14 protein-coding genes are annotated in these 15,485 nt (G+C 37.2%); 6 read left to right on the forward strand and 8 right to left on the reverse strand.

What is annotated here, in order from left to right:
• Window positions 1-83: 83 nt before the first annotated feature.
• Together CQA66_RS06985 and CQA66_RS09315 are read right to left on the reverse strand one after the other, a co-directional pair.
• Window positions 84-362, reverse strand: a complete 279-nt coding sequence (locus CQA66_RS06985) for a hypothetical protein (protein ID WP_115582577.1) — start codon at window positions 360-362, stop codon at window positions 84-86.
• A gap of 141 nt (window positions 363-503) precedes the next feature.
• Window positions 504-671, reverse strand: coding sequence for a hypothetical protein (locus CQA66_RS09315; protein ID WP_181882253.1), 168 nt, complete (start codon window positions 669-671; stop codon window positions 504-506).
• A gap of 122 nt (window positions 672-793) precedes the next feature.
• On the opposite strand from CQA66_RS09315, the gene CQA66_RS06990 reads away from it, so the two are divergent.
• From CQA66_RS06990 to CQA66_RS07005, 4 genes are all read left to right on the forward strand, one after another.
• On the forward strand, window positions 794-1,957 hold the full coding sequence (locus CQA66_RS06990) for an ABC transporter permease (RefSeq protein WP_104763196.1): 1,164 nt from the start codon (window positions 794-796) through the stop codon (window positions 1,955-1,957).
• Between the two features lie 108 nt (window positions 1,958-2,065).
• Window positions 2,066-4,132 (forward strand): transketolase, encoded by a 2,067-nt coding sequence (gene tkt / locus CQA66_RS06995; RefSeq protein ID WP_104763197.1) that lies wholly within the window; start codon window positions 2,066-2,068, stop codon window positions 4,130-4,132.
• Between the two features lie 77 nt (window positions 4,133-4,209).
• Window positions 4,210-5,379: an MFS transporter gene (locus CQA66_RS07000; protein ID WP_104763205.1), complete on the forward strand. Its 1,170-nt coding sequence runs from the start codon at window positions 4,210-4,212 to the stop codon at window positions 5,377-5,379.
• A gap of 9 nt (window positions 5,380-5,388) precedes the next feature.
• Entirely contained in the window at window positions 5,389-6,312 is a 924-nt protein-coding gene (locus tag CQA66_RS07005; protein WP_104763198.1) for a radical SAM protein, read from the forward strand.
• A gap of 190 nt (window positions 6,313-6,502) precedes the next feature.
• Here CQA66_RS07005 and CQA66_RS09165 read toward each other — a convergent pair whose 3' ends face one another.
• Together CQA66_RS09165 and CQA66_RS07010 are read right to left on the reverse strand one after the other, a co-directional pair.
• Window positions 6,503-6,703 carry a hypothetical protein gene (locus CQA66_RS09165; RefSeq protein ID WP_147289215.1) on the reverse strand — a complete coding sequence of 67 codons (201 nt, stop codon included), beginning with the start codon at window positions 6,701-6,703 and terminating at the stop codon, window positions 6,503-6,505.
• Window positions 6,703-8,145 (reverse strand): glycosyltransferase, encoded by a 1,443-nt coding sequence (locus tag CQA66_RS07010; RefSeq protein ID WP_104763199.1) that lies wholly within the window; start codon window positions 8,143-8,145, stop codon window positions 6,703-6,705. Before CQA66_RS07010 ends, CQA66_RS09165 begins: the two co-directional genes overlap by 1 nt.
• A gap of 117 nt (window positions 8,146-8,262) precedes the next feature.
• Between CQA66_RS07010 and CQA66_RS07015 the strand changes: the two genes are divergently transcribed.
• On the forward strand, window positions 8,263-8,736 hold the full coding sequence (locus tag CQA66_RS07015; RefSeq protein ID WP_104763200.1) for a GtrA family protein: 474 nt from the start codon (window positions 8,263-8,265) through the stop codon (window positions 8,734-8,736).
• Between the two features lie 92 nt (window positions 8,737-8,828).
• On the opposite strand, the gene CQA66_RS09170 is transcribed toward CQA66_RS07015, so the two are convergent.
• Together CQA66_RS09170 and gatA are read right to left on the reverse strand one after the other, a co-directional pair.
• Window positions 8,829-9,029 (reverse strand): hypothetical protein, encoded by a 201-nt coding sequence (locus tag CQA66_RS09170; protein WP_147289216.1) that lies wholly within the window; start codon window positions 9,027-9,029, stop codon window positions 8,829-8,831.
• Between the two features lie 97 nt (window positions 9,030-9,126).
• The gene (gene gatA, locus CQA66_RS07020) at window positions 9,127-10,470 is read right to left on the reverse strand and encodes an Asp-tRNA(Asn)/Glu-tRNA(Gln) amidotransferase subunit GatA (RefSeq protein ID WP_104763201.1); all 1,344 of its coding nucleotides are present in this window, start codon (window positions 10,468-10,470) and stop codon (window positions 9,127-9,129) included.
• Window positions 10,471-10,634: 164 nt separating this feature from the next.
• Between gatA and metG the strand changes: the two genes are divergently transcribed.
• On the forward strand, window positions 10,635-12,626 hold the full coding sequence (metG, locus tag CQA66_RS07025) for a methionine--tRNA ligase (RefSeq protein ID WP_104763202.1): 1,992 nt from the start codon (window positions 10,635-10,637) through the stop codon (window positions 12,624-12,626).
• Between the two features lie 127 nt (window positions 12,627-12,753).
• Here the strand turns inward: metG and CQA66_RS07030 are convergent, their stop codons facing one another.
• Entirely contained in the window at window positions 12,754-13,896 is a 1,143-nt protein-coding gene (locus CQA66_RS07030; protein WP_104763203.1) for a glycosyltransferase family 9 protein, read from the reverse strand.
• On the reverse strand, window positions 13,889-15,415 hold the full coding sequence (locus tag CQA66_RS07035) for a glycosyltransferase (RefSeq protein WP_115582578.1): 1,527 nt from the start codon (window positions 15,413-15,415) through the stop codon (window positions 13,889-13,891). The genes CQA66_RS07030 and CQA66_RS07035 overlap by 8 nt, the downstream gene beginning before the upstream one ends.
• Window positions 15,416-15,485 lie beyond the last annotated feature (70 nt).

Here is a 15,485-nt window from a genome sequence, read left to right on the forward strand (position 1 = left end):
TTAAACCTTGCAAGGTGAAGAATCTCCTGATTGTTATATTGATTCTCCTCTTTGTCATGTTGAGCGTTAGCGAAACATCTCTGTCATTGTAAATCGTTTTTGCAAGGCGAGAATCTCCTGATATTATATTGATTTTCCTCTTTGTTATGTTGAGCGAAGTGTGCGGGAGCGGTAGCGACTAGCACGAACGAAGTTCTTGCCCATATTGCATATTCCCAAAGGGATAAATATCTCTTTTGTTTGTCATACCGAGCGAATGCGAAGTATCTTATTTGAATCTTTAGAGATTCTACAGCCTTGCTTTGCAAAAGCAAGAAATGACAAATATCAACCTTGTCATGTTGAGCTTGTGAAACAAACATCTCTTACTTTGATTCTAAGTTATGAGATTCTTCAGTCGCACTTCGTGCTTTTTCAGAATGACAATTTATGCTTTTGTCATACTGAGCTTGCATAGCAAGTGAAGTATCTCTTTGAGAATCCATTGAGTGAGATTCTACATTTTACAAAGCAGGTTTAGAATGACAAGAATCATTTTGGGATTCTACATTTTGAGATTCTTCAGTCGTACTTCGTACTTCTTCAGAATGACAAGTTAAATGAGATTCTTCAGGCATGCTTTGCAAGACTTGAGACATGACAAGGGGACGATTCAAAACAACAAATACCACATAAACAGGCTAGAATAGCGAAAACACGATATGTTGTCTTCTCACAATAAATCACTTGTCAGTAAAGAATTAAATAACACAAGATAGAATCAATTATTACCTGTAATAATGAGGCTAGAAGCATGGATACAATCAAAGCGCGCTCCTATACATTCATGGAAACGGTATGGCAAGAGATTCAAGCGATATGCGGTAATATCACGGTAATGTTTATTGTGATTGTAGGTTCATTGCTTTATGCTGTGCTATATCCTACGCCTTATTACAAAGACATCGTACTCAAGCAAAAAATTGCTGTGATAGATTTCGATAACACCACCCTTTCTAAAGACTTTATTTTCGCCGTGAATGCTCATCCAAATATAGAGGTCTCCTATAATTTATATTCTTTAAAGCAAGCACAAGAGCTTTTAGAAAAGCATCTAATCTATGGAATCTTAAGCATTCCTAGGGGCTTTCAAGCTAATGCAAATAAAGGCGTGCCAACTAAGCTACTTTATCGCGCTAATGCCTCGTATTTTCTCGTTTATGGAGCAATTATTGAAGGATTAAATGATGTAGGCAACGCTTTTAGTAGTCAAATCAAACATAAAATGCACCTCGTCCAAAAGCAAATCGATATAGCTAAAGATTCTACTCTAGTGCATTTCACTTCCATTCCTCTTTTTAATTATTCAATGGGGTATATTAATTATGCTTTGGCTGCCATTCTTGTTTTTATTCTTCATCAGACGCTTATTGCAGGCAGCATGGTTATCACAGCTACGCAGAATCGCCTACATAAGCAAGGTATAAAAGCCTATTTCAACACATGCTCGGTTTATCATTTATTCCTAGCGAGAATCTTAGTTTTTACCGTGATTTATAGTTTGCTATTTCTCTTGTATTTTGGGCTGTTTTTCAAGCTTTATGGAATCCATATACACGCCCATATTGTAGATTTTTGGTGTTTTAGTGTCATATTTATTGTTTGCTGCGCTAGTTTCGGAATCTTTTTGGGCTCATTTATTAGTAATGTGGCATTGCCAACACAGATTATCCTTTTATCATCATTGCCGTTAGTGTTTATGATGGGATTTATCTATCCTATTCATTTGCTCCCAAGCTTTTTACAAACTTTTGTTCATTTTATCCCCGCATATCATGGAATAAACGGTCTTATTAAGCTTAATCAAATGTCAGCAAGTATGCGCGGCGTCATGCCTCACTTCTACGCGCTTAGCGGAATTTTTATCTGTTGTACATGGGCTGCTCTCTATCGATTGCAAGGAAAATATCATAGATGACAATGTGTTACAGAATTTGCAAAATTTGTAATTTTTATAAAATTTATACAATCTAAAGCATAACAATCTTACTATTATATTTTACTTTACTATGACATAGGATAAATAATGAGAAGCACAACACAAAAGCAAAGAGATTTACACATCATTGCTAATGAACTTCGTATGCTTTGCGCGGATATGGTGCAAGCAGCAAATAGCGGACATCCGGGTGCACCAATGGGGTTAGCAGACATTGCAATAGTCCTTGCTAACCATATAAGAATCTTTCCAAATGATGAGCAATGGATAAATCGCGATAGATTAGTTTTTAGCGGCGGGCATGCAAGTGCTCTGCTCTATGCTCTGTTGCATTTATGGGGATATGCGATAAGCTTGCATGACCTCAAAAATTTTAGGAAATTAGATTCTAAAACGCCAGGACATCCTGAATATCGACACACAAGTGGCGTAGAAATTACCACAGGACCGTTAGGGCAAGGGGTTGCTAATGCAGTAGGTTTCGCATTGGCTAGCCTTAAGGCAGCAAACTTTCTAGGCAATGAGATTATCAATCATAAAGTTTATTGTTTCTGTGGCGATGGGGATTTAGAAGAGGGCATTAGCTATGAGGCTTGCTCTTTGGCTGGAGTGCATAAATTAGCGAATCTAGTGCTTATTTATGATAGCAATAATGTTAGTATTGAAGGTGAAGTATCCATTGCGTTTAATGAAAATGTACGTAGTCGCTTTGAATCTCAAGGATTCTTTGTGCAAGAAATTAATGGGCATGATTATCAGGCGATTGATACGGCTTTAAGTCAAGTAAGTAAAGAAAAGCCGAATTTGATTATAGCGCGCACAAAGATTGCGAAGAATGCCCATTCATTAGAAGGTAGTCATCATGCGCATGGTGCACCTCTAGGGGAAGAGATTATTGCGAAAACCAAGCAAGCATTAGGGCTCAATCCAGAGACGTTTTATATAAGCAATGAGCTTAAAACACATTTCACAGAAACCATTAATCGTACGAAATTTATTTATCATGCTTGGCATGAAACTCTGCGAAATTCAGACAAACAACCTCTTTTAGAATCTCTATTGACAAAGGATTTTACGCAAGTTATCTATCCGCAATTTCATACAAACACACAGCAATCTTTTCCTCAAACAGCGACACTTAACCAACAACAAGCCATTGCCACACGCGCAAGCAATGGCAAGATTCTGAATGCCATAGCAAAGGCATATAACGGCTTTATTGGTGGAAGCGCGGATTTAGCCCCTAGCAATAACACGTTGATTATGGAATCTGACGACTTCCCTTTGGGTGTGAATCTGCATTTTGGCGTACGTGAGCATGCTATGGGTGCGATTTGCAATGCTTTGGCGAATTATGGAATCTTCACTCCTTATTGCGCGACGTTTTTTGTGTTTAGTGATTATCTTTGCCCTAGCATTCGAGTAGCGAGCCTTATGAAAGCCCAAGTTTTTTATATTTTCACACATGATTCGATAGGTGTCGGTGAAGATGGAGCGACACACCAACCAATTGAACAGCTAAGCCATCTACGTGCGATGCCTAACTTACTCAATTGGCGTGTAGCTGATGCAAACGAGAATATTTATGCTTGGCAGAATGCGCTTACGATATCCGCACCGCAAAGCTTTATTTTGACACGACAGAATCTTCCTTTAATCGAATCTTGTGCTATCACAAAAGAAAATGTTGCAAGAGGAGGATACATCATTTCGTATTCTTCGTTGGATTCTAGGAATCCGAAGCTTACTTTGCTTGCAAGCGGGAGCGAAGTAAACCTAGCAATTAAGGCGCAAGAAATGTTAGAGAATCCCAAGAAAATAGATTCTGCAATATTGCAAGAAAGCATGCAAGCTCTCGGATTAGATTCTCAAGGTGTTGCGACACAGGTGCTCTCTATGCCATGCTTCGAGCTTTTTATGGCGCAAGACAAACATTATAAACGAGAGATTTTTGCGGATTCTAAAGTGTTAGGAATTGAAGCATTGCGCGCATTAGAGCTTTACGCGTTTTGTGATGATGTGCTTTGCATGGAGAGTTTTGGTGCAAGCGGCAAGGGAGATTTATTGTTTAAAAAATTTGGATTTAGCCCTGAAAATATTGCATTAAAGGCATTGCGGATTTTGAGTAACACTTTTGCAAAGAGAAAATTATGAAAAATGTTAAAAAGCACGCTACCAAAGAAAGCATTGAGGATTTTTCCAACAATAAAAAGCAAAAAACAGAGACTCTTATGCGAAAAAAGATTTTTTGGCTTAATTGCTTTGTCGTGATTGCCATAGCTTGTAATTTACGCGCCCCCCTTACTTCAATAGGTCCTATTATCGAGGTTATTAAAGAACACTATTATCTAAGCTCTGCTATGGCTGGGCTGCTTACTTCTCTGCCTTTGATTGCGTTTGGTAGTATCTCCTTTGTCGTCGCTTATTTCCCGCCTGTTGCTACATTGATGGGTGGCATACTGCTTATATTATGTGGAGAAATTTTACGCAGTGTCGGCGGAGAGATTGGATTATTTGTAGGAATGGCTTTGCTAGGCACTGGGATTGCTATTGCTAATGTATTGCTACCAAGCTTTATTAAGCAAAAATTCCCTACAAAAACCACTCAAATGATGAGCGTTTATAGCTTGGTGCTTAATACCTCTGCGGTTGCTGGGATAGGACTTAGCTTCCCGCTACTTTCTTATTTTTCTTTGCAATATGCCCTTCTTTTTTGGATAGTTTTTGCATTTTTAGCCCTCTTAGCTTATTTCCCGCAAATACGCAATGGAAGGATATTTCACGCAAGAAAAAAGTCCGCTCATACTCCCAATCTTTTTATCCATAAAAGTGCGTGGATTATTACTTGTTTTTTTGGATTGCAAAGCTTCATTGCCTATAGTATGTTTGCATGGCTTGCTACAATAATCGCGGATAGAGGATACACCCAGCAATTCGGGATAGATATATTATTGCTTACGCAGTTTGTCGCTATTCCCGTTGCTCTTTTTGGTCCTCTTTTGCTTGGCAGAATGCGTAAAATGTATCAAGCACCCTACATAGCCTGTTTGTGTTTATGCTATATCGTAGCGTATTTGTTATTGCTTGGTTTTGATTCCGTAACAATCGTTTATATCAGTGCTATTTTGATTGGGATTCCTATGGGAGGCGTGTTTGGGATAGCTTTACTCTTTATCTCTTTAAAGAGTGAAAATGCCTTTATAGCAGCCAAGCTTTCCTCTATGTCACAAGGATTTGGTTATTTGATTGCTTCAAGCGCGCCATTCATTCTGGGGTATTTACATGATTATTTTGGGGAGTTTCGTCAAGCTCTTGTTATGCTTTTATGTGTAAGCTGCCTTGTAAGCATTGTAGCACTACTAGCCTATAAATCCCCGATTATTACCGCAAAACATTTGTAAGGGAGATTTATGAATATTGTTTTTGGACCCATTCTTTCGCGTAGATTTGGAGCAAGCTTGGGCGTAGATTTGAGCCCTAAACTTAAACAATGTAATTTTAATTGCGTGTATTGTGAATTGCAGGCTAGTAAACCGCAAGATTCTCAATATGATATTACCCCTGTAACGGATATTCTGCAAGCCATAGAATCAGCTTTAAAGAAAAATAGCCATATTGATGTACTGACATTTACTGCAAATGGCGAGCCAACACTCTATCCCTATTTGCAAGAGCTAATTCTTCAATCTAAGCAGATTCTACAATCTTATCCAGCCATCAAGACGCTTATTCTTAGTAACGGTTCGCGATTTGATGTTTGTAAATCTGCTTTACATCATTTTGATATTGTGAAATTCTCTTTAGATTCCGTGAATCCAATGATTTTTAAACGCATAGATAAACCGAGCAAAACACTTGATATAGTAAAGATACAACAAGGAATTAGAGAGTTTGCCACAGATTATCAAGGCGAACTAGTTGCAGAGATTCTCATTGTCAAAGATATTAATGATAATCCACAATCTCATCTAGCAAGCGCAAATTTTTTACGTGAAATTAATGTAAAGCGGCTCGATTTATCTACGATTGATAGACCAAGCTCACATAAAGTTTATCCTGTGGATAATCAGACACTCTATCAAATAGCCGAAGTGTTTCATGATGTTCCTGTTTGCGTGGTTACTCGCAAGAATGATAAAGTTTCTTTACAGCAGCAAGATTTAGATAGTCAAACAATTCTACAAACATTAGCAAGGCGACCATTAAGTAGGCTTGATTGTGAGATTCTTTGGACGCAGCAAAGTAGGGATATTCTTTTTATGCTTGTAGAAAATGGTGATGTGATAGAAAAGAATCTCGCGGGAACAATTTTTTATTACCTTGGCAAGTTATAAAGGCGATTTTTGGGATTCTTCGGGCATAAAGCCCTAAGACATGACAAGTTCCCATTTTGTCATATTGAGCTTGCAAAGCAAGCGAAGTATCTCTGTTGTTTTGCAGGGATTCTTCGCAATGCTTAAGACATGACAAGGATTTATTATTATTTCTTTATTTGTCATACTGAACGAATGTGAAGTATCTCTGTCATGTTGAGGAAGTAAAGCGACCGAAACATCTCATTTGAATCTTTAGAGATTCTACATTTTGAGATTCTTCAGTCGCACTTCGTGCTTCTTCAGAATGACAAAGGGACGATTCAAAACAACAAATACCACATAAATAGGTTAGAGTGATGAAAAGTGATATGGTGGCATGGATTCTTAGAGTTTCTTTGAAAGATAACATTATGGCTTAAGAGAATGGAAAAGATGGCAATATTGTTGCATAACGCTTTCTTTGCTGAATCTTTCTTTTGCGAGCCTTAGACTTTGCTGCCCCATTGCGATACGTAAATCTGCATTTTGCATGAGAGAACGCAAAGCTTGACAGAATGCCTCCTCGCTATTTACTAATATGCCATTGTTGTCGAAACATTCTCGTATTGGCGCGATATCATAGGCAACAAGAGGCATTCCATTGCTCATCGCCTCAATAAGAACCATAGGCATACCCTCGATATAAGAACTCATCGCATAAATATCCGCGAGTAAATATTCCTTTTGTATATTGGGAGTGAAGTTTTTCAAAAGAATATAATCTTGCATGTTGAGCTGCTGTATTTGTTCTTGTAGCAGTGGCTTTTGTCCGTAATCAGCACCTATTATTTTCAGTTTCCATTGGGGGAAATGTGTTGCAATCTTGCTATAACTTTGAATCAATCTTGGAAAGCCTTTTTGATCTTCAAGACTCATTCTACCCACAGCTAGGATTGTAAAAGCTTCTTGGTTGCAAGAAGAATCTCTTTTATTTTGAAGTTTTGTAGAAACTGAAGAATCTCTTTGAGAATCTATTGAGTGAGATTCTTTAGCTGCTAAAGCAAGTGAAGAATGACAAAAGAGGGCATCTTGAGATTCTTCAGCTTTGCTTTGCAGGATTTTAGAATAACAGTTTTCCGTGTTATTTAAATCTTGTGTATCTGATTCTCTGTACAATATATAGCTAAGCAGCATTGCCCGCATAAGAAGAAAATCCTCTTCGTTGTAATAAGGATTAAGAGAGGTTATTTGCTTGTTTTCTAAGCAGAGATGGCGACAGTGGTGCGCTAATATAGAATCTAATATCCGCAAAAACCTTTCATCGCTCAAGATATTTTTCTGCTCTATCTCTTGTATCATTGTCTCAAAAGGAATTTCTACAAAATTTGTAATCTTTAACGCGTTGCTATGGTAGCTATGCCATTTATCATATTCATTTTGACTAAGAAATACAAGCGCATCGAAATACCCGTTTTTTCGCTTCTTGTATCGAGAAATTTGCATGTGCATAATCTTGATATATTGAGTATTTGCTGCTTTGAATCTGGGGTAAAACATGGAAAAGTGCGATTCAATAATAATATCCGCGCGGCATTTTTTATTCATTGCGAGATTGACAAATAGATAGCCAAAGAGTCGCCAAATAATCCGAGCAATGCCCTTTCTCTTAGGTTTATCATGTGGGTAGAGATAGGCTATATTAATCGCGGGATTGAGAGGATAATGACAAGGTTTATCTGTCTTAGAGTCCTTAAAGTAGGAAAGGATTTCTACTTGATAGCCTCGAGCGTAAAGTTCATTTGCCATATTGACTATGACACGTTCAGCTCCTCCTTGTAAGGCAAGATTCTCGCACGTAAACAGAATTTTCATTGCACTCCTTTATCTCTTTAGAACTAAAATACTTATAAAATCAAATCATAATGTTACAATAAGAGCTTTGCAAATAAGAACTAGAGTGATATTCTAAGAATTATGAAGGCAACCTAAATGTATAAATATTTCAAAGAAATATATAAAAAGTTTACGCAAGATTGCATGAGGCTTTTGCTGCAATTTACGCCAAGATTCTTTCTTAATATTCTTGGGCAGAAGTGGTTCAAGGAAGTACTTATTTATGGTGTAATAGGAGTTATTAATACGATTATAGGTGTGGGATTGTGCTTGCTGCTGACATTCTTGGGGTGCATGCCCGAAATTGCCAACACAATAGGCAATATTGTAGGAATGCTTAATTCTTATATCCTTAATAGGAAATTCACTTTTCAATCCTCTAATTCACATAAACAAGATTTTTTACGTTTCGTTGTCGCAATAGGAGTGGCGTATAGCATTAATATTTGCGTGCTTGTGATAGCTTATAGAATCTTGCACTATAATGTTTATTTATGCCAGATTCTCGCAGCTATTGCTTATACGATGAGTAGCTTTTCAATTATAAAGCTTTGGGTATTTAAGAAGTGATGTAAGGGGAACAAATTGTGATTCTTTGTATTCTTTGTGTTGATTTTAAGTTGTACTTAGAACGATAGTTAGCTTTCTTGTCGTGCTTAGCTTTATTTTGTCATGTTGAGTTTGTGAAACAAGTGAAACATCTTTTTAGATTCTTTATCCCCTGTCATGCTAAACGCTTGTGAAGTATCTCTATTTGAATCTTTAAGAGATTCTATACTTTGAGATCCTTCGGGCATAAAGCCTAAGACATGACAAGGTTTAGAATCTTTTTCAGAAAACAAGTGGTAAGTACTGAATGACAATTATCTCTGTGCTATTGAATAAAGAATTGATAGTGAATACCCTATTTATTTTGATTTTATACCTAGATATTGTTAATTATGTAGGTTTAACAATTAGTTATAGGTTTAATTCTCTTTCTAAGCCAAAAGCGGCATTGAGGATATTTTGTTCATCTAAGAATTTCCCTATGAATTGCATGCCTATGGGTAGTGGTTTCTTGATTACAGGAATGCTTATAGCTGGTAATCCAGCAAGATTCGCTCCTATTGTGTAAATATCACCAAGATACATTTCAAGAGAGCTTTTTGTCGCATTAAACGTAGGGGCAACACTCGGTGCGACAGGGAGAAATATCATGTCGCAGTCTTGGAAAATTTCTTCATATTGTTTTTTGATAAGTGTGCGCACTTTTTGTGCTTTCAGATAGTAAGCGTCATAATAACCACTGCTTAACACAAATGAACCAAGCAGGATTCGCTTTTTAACTTCATCACCGAATTGTGAGCGCGAATTAAAATAAACATCTTTTAAATGATCTCCAGCGATTCTTCTGCCATAGCGAATGCCATCAAACCGAGCGAGATTCGCGCTTGCCTCTGCCATCGCAATAATGTAATAACTGCTAATATGGTAGTCTAAATTTAACATTTGTTTTGGAATAAGTGTGTGCCCCATGGATTCTAATGTTTTTAATGATTCATAGTAAGCGGATTGCACTTCTTTAGTTGCTTCTGGGATAAAGTCCTCTAGGATAGCGATTTTAAAGCCTTTGTTTGGGTTGAGCTTAGAGAATGTGGTTGTTGAATCTTGCTGTAAGCAAGTTGAATCTTTTTCGCATTTCCCGCTAATAATGTCAAGTAATAGGCTTGCATCTTCTACATTTTGCGTAATAGGACCGATTTGCTCGAGGCTAGAGCTATAGGCTACTAAACCATAGCGACTCACTCGTCCGTAGCTAGGCTTTAATCCGACGACTCCGCAATAACTAGCTGGTTGGCGAATGCTCCCTCCTGTGTCGCTACCAAGACTAGCGATAGCTATGCCTGCTGCTATCGCTGCTGCACTCCCTCCACTTGAGCCGCCAGGAACTACATTTGTATTGTGGGGATTTTTTGTTTTCCCATAGCAACTTTTTTCCGTAGTGCTTCCCATACCAAATTCGTCCATGTTTGCTCTGCCGAAAGGACATAAATTAGATTTTTCTAGCTTCTCTATCGCGCTCGCGCTATACGGTGATATGAAACCATGCAGAATCTTGCTTGCACAAGTAAGTAGGCTGTCTTTGACACAAATGTTATCTTTAATCAGAATAGGAATCTTGCCCTTGTCTTTGTCTTGAATCTCTGGAGTTTGTATGTAGGCATTGAGCTCTTTGTAGGATTCTATTTTTTTGCGTAAGTCGTGTTTTAGATTCTCTATTTCTTGTTGATTGAGGGACATCGCTTGTTTTAGTGTGAGCATGAAAGATTCCTTCGCAATGGGTTTACAGAAATCGATTATAGCTTTGTTTGGTTAATTCCCTTTGTTATCTCTCTTGGGAAGTCGTGGGTTATTGTTGATTTTTAAAGTATAATTATAAGTTGTTTTATAATACGTATTTGCGAGATTTGGTAAAGGATAAGTTAATGAAGCGATTGCTAACTACCCCTATTTATTATGTAAATGATATTCCTCATATTGGACATGCTTATACAACTATTATTGCTGATGTACTCAAAAAATATTGGAGTCTTCGGGGCGATGAAGTTTTTTTGCTTACAGGAACTGATGAGCATGGACAAAAGATTGAAGAAGCGGCACAAAAGAAAGATATATCTACCATAGACTATGTTGATTCCATTTCGAGGCAATTCCGAAATACATGGGATTGTTTTGAGATTGATTATGATAAATTTATGCGTACAACTTTTATGGAACATAAAATCAGCGTGCAGAAAGCTTTTGAAATTATGTTCGATAGAGGTGATATTTATAAAGGAGAATATGAAGGTAGATATTGTGTGAGTTGTGAAAGCTTTTTTACTCAAACACAAGTTCTTGATGAAATCTATTGCCCTGATTGTGGCAAACAAACGCAGCTTGTCAAAGAGGAGAGCTATTTTTTTGCGCTCTCGAAATATCAGCAGAGATTGCTTACATGGTATAGAGACAATCCTCAATGTATTTTGCCTTTGCATAAGAAAAATGAAGTTATAGTCTTTGTAGAACAAGGTTTGCAGGATTTGTCTATCACTAGGACTAGCTTTGAATGGGGGATACAGATTCCAGAGAAGTTTCATGATAAGAAACACATTATTTATGTATGGCTTGATGCCTTAATGAATTATATTAGCGCGCTAGGCTACGGGCTTACCCAGCCAAAGACAAGGGAGATTCTTGATGGTTATAAAGAGCAAAACCCGTGCTTAGATTCTCAAATGCAGTATTTTGAGCATGCTACACATATCGTTGGTAAGGATATTTTGCGATTTCATGCAGTGTATTGGCCAGCCTTTCTGATGAGTCTTAATATCACACTTCCTCGACATATTTTTGTGCATGGTTGGTGGACGATTAACGGAGTAAAAATGAGCAAAAGTTTAGGGAATGTTGTGAATCCTTTGGAAATACAGCAGGCATATCCTATGGATATTTTTCGTTATTTTTTGCTTAAAGAGGTTCCGTTTGGACAAGATGGTGATTTCTCACAAACCGCGCTTATTAACCGTAATAATGGCGAATTAAGCAATGATTTAGGCAATTTACTTAATCGTTTACAGGGTATGAGTGAAAAGTATTTTGCCTCTAGTTTGCAAGAGAGTTTTTGCTTAGAGAGTTATCAGGAGTCGCGCAAGAAAATTAATGCTATAACAACACAATGTCATACATATATGGAAAATATGCAGTTACATAAGTATTTAGAATCTGTTTGGGAGCTTCTTTATCTCGGGAATGAGATGATTACAAAAATTGCTCCGTGGGAATTAATAAAGGCGAATAAACATAAAGAATGTAAGGAGTTTTTGAATCTGATTGCAAATATCCTTGCTAAAGCTGGGTTGTTGCTTTATCCTATTATGCCTCATGCGTGTCAGAAGATTGCTCATTGTCTTGGTTTTAGTATAGATTCTAAGAGTTTTGCTCTTTTAATTACGCAGCATGGCTATTTACACAATTTTGTGCTTACAAAAGTCGACGCCTTGTTTCCTAAGATAGAATCTAAAAAAATAGAATCCTCAAATTCCCAAAATTCCGATGAAAAGTCCGATTTAGCTCCGCCACCACAAACACAAGCCTCTCAAGAATTTTCTAATCGCATTTCTCTTGCGGATTTTCATAAAATAGACATTCGTATAGGCACAGTTGTAGAAGCGAGTAACTTGCCTAAAAGTCGCAAATTATTGAAGCTCAAAGTAGATATAGGTGAGACTAGACCAAGGCAGATTATTGCAGGCATTGCGGAATTTTATCAGAGTGACTCGTTGATAGGTAGGCAAGTTTGTATCCTTGCTAATCTTGAGCATGCAAAATTTATGTCAGAAGTCAGTGAGGGCATGTTGTTGGCTGTTAAAGATAAAGAGGGGCTTAGCATCTTAGGAATAGAACAAGAACGTAAAAATGGCAGTAAAATTAGCTAAGTAGCATTTGGTTAGGATTGATTATTAACAATGATTAGAAAGTGTGGCTTCACGATTAAAAAATGTCTGCAAAACATCTATTACAGATTCTGCGGTAATCTCATTAATAGGCAATGAACTATTGGTACTATATTTTTTTGCATAATTCTTGATAGATTTTATTATTTTCTAAATGAGACATGATAGACGGATGATAAACAGGATAATAGTTGCTGCTTAGATTCTTTGGATAGGGAGTAAATCTTCCGAGATGATTTCCATTTGAGATAACAATAGTGGGTATTTGCATAATTGCACCTAAATGTGCGCAGCCCGTCTCATTGGAAATAAGCAATTTTGCATTCTGTATGATTTCTAGTAAGTTTATAAGAGTGGTTTGTCCAACGAGATTCTTTACTTTAATTGCCGTGTTGTTGGTTGATATTTCTATCATTTGTTGCAGTACTTTGCTATTTTCTATGTCTTCCTTGCCTCCGCAGATAAGAATATTCATCTTGTATGTGGCAATAAGATAGTCTGCTACTTTTTTGAAATTCTTTATGTGCCATTTGCGATAAGCTGCATTCGCTCCAATAAATAATACGGTATATTTATTCTTTGCTAAAGAACGTTGTTGGTTAGATTCTATGTAGAGTTTGGTAAAAAGCTTCTTGCCCAAAAGGGTCTCAAAAAAATCTTGATTGCGATAAAATTCAAAAACAACAGATTGCTTGCTAGGGAAAAGTTGCGTATAAATTAAATCTGCTTCTTGCTTTTTGGGCACTGGTAAATTAACACAATCGCCTTCTGACGCACATTTATAGGTTGCAAAAACATGTTTGGCAAGTGTTTCGCTTATTGCATCGCGCGACTGCAATGGATTAATGAACAGGTTATAGATATGCGATTGGATTTTGCGTAAGAAAAAAAGAGCGTAAAATGGGTTTTTATGGAATCTATTTCTATCAAGCCAAATGAAATTATTTATAGATTCGCTTTCTAAGGTTTCACTTAGTGCTTGCCATGCGATATTCCCTAATAAAGTGATTGAATGGGTGGGGTATGCTGTTTTGATTTCATGTAGAAAATTGCGAAAAAGCAAATAATCACCTATTCCATCTGTACGTAAAATGAGTATTGAATCTTGTTTGTTGGTATCGTTATTTTGTTTTTTACTATGTGGCTTACTTCTTGTGCACAGAAGAAAGAAAAGGTTGCGTATGTTTGCGCGTAATCTTCTCCATTGTTGTTTAATGGTTGTTTTATAGCGAACTTGAGGAGCATTATCCATGCCGTTCCCTAATTAAAAGAATCCTCTTGCTTTGTTGCAAAGATAGAATCTTCATTGAGAGATAGATGATAGTTTTTATTTTATTGATGTTATACCGCTGCAAGTAGAAAGGATGCAGTATTGCGGATGGATATTTGTTAGAGCTCGATAGTTGTTTATAGTATAGAATGGGCGTGAATGTGGCAAGTAGTAAAGCAGCAAGATAGTCGCAATAAGACTTAAGGGTTACCCCCCCCCCCCCCGTTAATTGTTTGTAGATTGTGATGTATTGGGAGGCAACGATGTCGTAGCTGAATTTCTCTATAATAGAATCCCGAGCATTTTTTGCAATATTTTGTGATTCAGAAACATTGCGATTTGCTAGCCATTCTATGCCATTTTTTAGGTCTTGTGTGTCTAAAGGCTTTGCTAGGTAGCCGTTTTGTTTATGCTGTATCATATCACCATTACCGCCAATATCAAAGGCTACGACTGCTGTACCACATGAGAGAGATTCCATAATTGCATTACTAAGATTTTCAGCTAAAGAGGGCTGAATGAATATATCGCAAGCATTATAGAGCAGTACTAAAGCTACCTCATCATGTATTACTCCTAAATTTGTCATTTGTATCCCATCGATATTTTCGCTTTCTCCTCCAAATACCAAGAGTTCGTATTTTTCTTTATTGTTTAGCATTTTTAACGCTGTTTTTAGTTGAAAGAATCCCTTGCGTCGCACCGATGAGCCGCCAATAGCACCAAAAGCTAAGAGAATCTTGTCGCTTTTAATACCCAAAGCCTGTTTAGCAAATGTTTGAGAAAGAGGCTTATAAAAGTCCGTATCGATAGGATTAGGCAGGTTAATAATTGTTTTGTTGTTTAGTAGTAAAGATTCTTTCGCGCGTTTGGCAATCCATGATGAGAGTCCATTGATAGTAAGATTGAGTTTATTATAGGTTTTTTGCTTGTTTGTAAATGTGAGATAGCTAATATCGCGCGAAAAGCTTTTGTGTGTTTTATGGGTATGTGTAGCATTGGAGAATAGGGGGCATATTCTGCAGCCATTTCGTGCGCCTTCACATCCTTGTGCGACATAATGGCAACCTCCTGTGTACGCATTTTCATCATGTAAACTCCAAAGCATTGGCTTTGTAAGAGAGGCAAGATTATGGATATTAATAAACCCTCCTTCAATCCAATGCAAATGTATGATACTCGGTGCAAAAGATTCAATTTGTCGCAATAAGGATTGATTGTTGGTGCTAAGATAGGGAATATGAATGTTTGGTGAAAAATAATCCTTAGCATTTTTTAAAGAATGTCTAAAAGGCAAGAGTGAGAGATTGCGTAGGGATTTTGTTAAAGATTTCCTCATTTTAGATTGTTTAAGCACATGTATATTCTGTATGCAGCTTGTCTGTTGTTGCGTGAGAATTAAGGAATGTACGTTTGCTTTAAGTAGAGCGCAATGGAGGCGAACGCAAGCTCTCCCCGCTCCGCCATTGTCTTGAGTAACAAGATGTAGAACCCTTAACATAAGTTGCCTTTTGTAGCCTTGCTAGGATTATTATAACAAATTTGTTATAATACGTGCTTGTCAAAATATA

Source organism: Helicobacter aurati (genome assembly GCF_003364265.1).
In the GTDB taxonomy this organism is placed as follows: Bacteria; Campylobacterota; Campylobacteria; order Campylobacterales; family Helicobacteraceae; genus Helicobacter_A; species Helicobacter_A aurati.

What these genes read in the sequence shown, in the direction of transcription:
- CQA66_RS07035 (WP_115582578.1), bottom strand. Translation starts at nt 15,415, where the DNA reads ATGTTAAGGGTTCTACATCTTGTTACTCAAGACAATGGCGGAGCGGGG.
- metG (WP_104763202.1), top strand. Translation starts at nt 10,635, where the DNA reads ATGAAGCGATTGCTAACTACCCCTATTTATTATGTAAATGATATTCCT.
- tkt (WP_104763197.1), top strand. Translation starts at nt 2,066, where the DNA reads ATGAGAAGCACAACACAAAAGCAAAGAGATTTACACATCATTGCTAAT.
- CQA66_RS07010 (WP_104763199.1), bottom strand. Translation starts at nt 8,145, where the DNA reads ATGAAAATTCTGTTTACGTGCGAGAATCTTGCCTTACAAGGAGGAGCT.
- CQA66_RS07030 (WP_104763203.1), bottom strand. Translation starts at nt 13,896, where the DNA reads ATGGATAATGCTCCTCAAGTTCGCTATAAAACAACCATTAAACAACAA.
- CQA66_RS09165 (WP_147289215.1), bottom strand. Translation starts at nt 6,703, where the DNA reads ATGTTATCTTTCAAAGAAACTCTAAGAATCCATGCCACCATATCACTT.
- gatA (WP_104763201.1), bottom strand. Translation starts at nt 10,470, where the DNA reads ATGCTCACACTAAAACAAGCGATGTCCCTCAATCAACAAGAAATAGAG.
- CQA66_RS07015 (WP_104763200.1), top strand. Translation starts at nt 8,263, where the DNA reads ATGTATAAATATTTCAAAGAAATATATAAAAAGTTTACGCAAGATTGC.
- CQA66_RS06990 (WP_104763196.1), top strand. Translation starts at nt 794, where the DNA reads ATGGATACAATCAAAGCGCGCTCCTATACATTCATGGAAACGGTATGG.
- CQA66_RS07000 (WP_104763205.1), top strand. Translation starts at nt 4,210, where the DNA reads ATGCGAAAAAAGATTTTTTGGCTTAATTGCTTTGTCGTGATTGCCATA.
- CQA66_RS06985 (WP_115582577.1), bottom strand. Translation starts at nt 362, where the DNA reads ATGTTTGTTTCACAAGCTCAACATGACAAGGTTGATATTTGTCATTTC.
- CQA66_RS07005 (WP_104763198.1), top strand. Translation starts at nt 5,389, where the DNA reads ATGAATATTGTTTTTGGACCCATTCTTTCGCGTAGATTTGGAGCAAGC.